This window comes from Bacteroides sp. CAG:633, assembly GCF_000435115.1.
Classification (GTDB): domain Bacteria; phylum Bacteroidota; class Bacteroidia; order Bacteroidales; family Bacteroidaceae; genus Bacteroides; species Bacteroides ndongoniae.
Genome location: NZ_FR883134.1, coordinates 1 through 3,028, shown reverse-complemented (window position 1 = coordinate 3,028; position 3,028 = coordinate 1). Strand labels below are relative to the sequence as shown.

The window sequence follows — 3,028 nt, the reverse complement described above, 5'->3', positions numbered from 1 at the left end:
GGCCGCTACCAGCCGTTCGTCCTTGATGCCGGTTTCCTGTGCCAGCTTCTTTATCAGGTCGGGGGTGTCTTCGGGCAGGGGATGGCAATTCTTCAACAAATAGCTGAGCGTATCGCGCTTGCCGTTTTCTTCACGGTTATAGCCATAGCTCTCGCGCACAAAAGTATCTTTGCCGAAGGCTTGCAGAATCTGTATCAGCCGTTTGCTGCCATAGATGCGGCGCAGATGGTTGGCCAGCTTCGTCACTTCGGTGGCGCTGTCGCCACGGTGCAGCTCGATGTCCAGAATGCGGTCAACAATGCGTTGCGCCACCGGCCTGAAAGCTGACAGGTCGAGGCTTTCGAGGTCGGTGAACTCGTCGCGTTCGCGCGGATTGCGGTAGCCGTTGTACATCACCATCGTGATGCCTTCGATGCGGGCGGGCGAGGTGAGGCGTCCCATCATTTCGCGGTACACTTCGCCTTCGGGTATCAGTCCCAGCATCCAGGCACGGGCAAAGTCCATGCTGCGTATGCAGGGCTCGGCGTTTGCCAAAGGCGGCGTGTGCTCCATGTAGTTGGTCAGTTGGTAGAGACGGTAACGTATGAGGAAGTATCGGGTGAAGAGAGCGTCGTCAATAGGCTGGCGGGGTGTCAACAGCCAGAACCTCATGCAGTTGTCATCGTGGATGGGCCGGCAGACGGTTTCGTAGTCATAGCGCTGTTCGTTGTACTGCCAGACGGTACGCTGCTGGCTGTGGATGATGTTGTCCGGGGTGAGGTGGGGCAGCAGGCGTTCCAGCAGGGCTGTCGAGATGCGCTGGTAGAGGGTGTCGTCCCTGTACTCGCTTTCCAATGCCTCGATGATGGTGTCTATCTGGTGGTAGTAGGTCATTTCCTTGACGGCGTGTTGCAGGCCGCGGTAAGGGATGTCCTCGTACATGCGGTTGAAGAGGGAATGGAAGTTATGGGGGCTTTCGTCTTTGGCGGCAGTGCGCCGGCCCAGCAATTTGTTGAAGAGGGAAAGGAAGCTGTTGGTGTCTTCTTCCTTCTTCTTCTCCTCCTCCTCTTCTTCTTCGGGGATATCCCTGTTTTCCAGCATGAAGCGCATCAGCAACAGATGTTCGTAACTTCCTATTTCCTGCTCGTAGAAGGCTGTCCACAGTTCGGGCAGGGCTACCCGTTCAAGGGGATGTGTACTGCGCCAGTCCTTGTGGACGGTGTTTCCTACTAATTGAATTTGCCCATACTCGTTCGTGAACTCGTCGTCCTTGTGTTGGCCGATGTAGTCGTTCAACTTTCCGAATACCTTCATGGCTTCACCCGAAGTGATGAAGGAGAATATTTTCGCTAGGTTTAATTCCTGGTCGGGTGGAATGGTCGGAAGCTCGAAGGTGAGAGCCGGGTCGTACAGGCCGAATCCGTTGGCTCGGGTGTACTGCTGTTCCGTGCCGCCGTTACCCGTAAGGGCGTCTATCATGACCTTTTCCTTGTCGGAGGGACGGGCAATCTGTCGTACCAGCGGCATGGCTTCAGCATAAAGGGAAGCATAGCGTGGCTCGCGTTGTAGCTTTTGCAGGATGTCCAGGCCCGCCAGCCGCCGTTCGGCCAGCTTGTCGGTCAGCAGGCGTTGCAGGCCAGCTTGTCGGGCAGCAGGCGTTGCAGGCTGGCAGACAGCCGGTCGTCTGTCTGCTTCATCAGTATTTGAATGATTCTCACCCGCATTTCGCTGTACTTCAGGCGGAGCATCTCTTCCAGTGTGCGGTATTGTTCGGGCGTGAGCGTCATCTTCTCCACTATATCGAGGGCAGCCTTACGTGTGCTGTCTGAACGGTCGGCGAGCGATTGCAGCACAAACGCCTCCTGCCGGGGCGTGGACGGTTGCCGGATGATGCTCAGCAGAAAACTGTCGCGTGAGTTGCTGTCCAGCATCGTGGGCGCAAGCTCACAAAGTTCGTCCAGCAGGGCAGCGTCGTTCAGCATCCAGGCAATGAGTATCATCTTGTCCGCTACCAGTGAACGGTTCAGGACGCAGTAGTCCCACGGAAAGACGAACGGTTCAAAACGCTTCTCAGCGGGCATAGTCCGGCTGATGGTTTTCAGCCACTCGTATTGTTGCCGGGCTTCTTGGAGGCTGCTGAAGTAGTTTTCCCAACGAGGAGCCTCTTGCTGTATATGATAGCGGCTGTAGTACAGTCCTCCCAGGTAAGAGGAAAGCAGGGCGGCCATGACGGAGAGGTCGTCGTGCCAGTGTTCCACGCCTAAGTTGCAGAGCCGTTGTGTCAGCAGGGGCGACTGGATGATTCTCAAGTAGTAGAAAAGCGTTTGTACTTGGTGGCTTTTTCCATTGACAATGAGATGGGGTACTTTTCCCTCCAGTTCGTCGGTGTTGTAGAAGCCGGTACACCATAAGGCCATGTATAGTTCTATGCTGTCGGTGCTTTGTAAGGACTCGCGGGCCAGCTGTCGGTCGTTCAGGAAACGGTACATCAGTTGTATCGTCTTATCAAAGATTTTTTCCTTGGCAGTCGTTTCACCCAGTCCCGTCCATACGGCGATGGCACGCTTCACGGAGGCGAAGCGCAGCAGGTCGTTGTCCATGATGACGGAGAGCATGTACAGGTGGCTCTCGGCAATGCCCTCGTCTATGGTTTCCAGAATGGCTTGCCGCAACCCTTCCTGAAGTCGGGCGGCAAGGAGCAGTTTGCCTTCCAGTTCCAGCAGCTCGCGGTTTCCGCTGCGGGCAATGGCGCCCAGATGGCACCGTTGCAGGAGGAGGCTGTTGTCTTCGCAGGTCAGAGCTTCGCGGATGACGCTTATCACCGATTCCGTGCCGGCGGCCACGTGGGCGGCCATCCATTCGGTGCGGTCCATCTGGCAGTTGTCTTTGAAGGCTTCCTGCAGCAGAGGCGTGCTGCCGCCTTCGGCAATTTCCCGGGTGGTGAGCCCCAGGGCGGCGAAGCGCAGGAAGCGAGTCAGGACGTTGTCTATATGGTCAAGGTGCAGGAACACGTTAGCCGACCGCTGCGAGCGGCGGAAGTAGCCGCGGG

2 protein-coding genes are annotated in these 3,028 nt (G+C 56.7%); both read right to left on the bottom strand.

The genetic code is table 11. The features are described from left to right. Nucleotides 1-1,557: DUF5724 domain-containing protein (locus tag QVP67_RS12990; RefSeq protein ID WP_441293845.1), on the bottom strand; the 1,557-nt coding region annotated here is incomplete at its 3' end. Between the two features lie 41 nt (nucleotides 1,558-1,598). Beyond that, nucleotides 1,599-3,028, bottom strand: a 1,430-nt coding sequence (locus QVP67_RS12985; RefSeq protein WP_441293844.1) for a DUF5724 domain-containing protein, incomplete at its 5' end; no start/stop codon positions are given.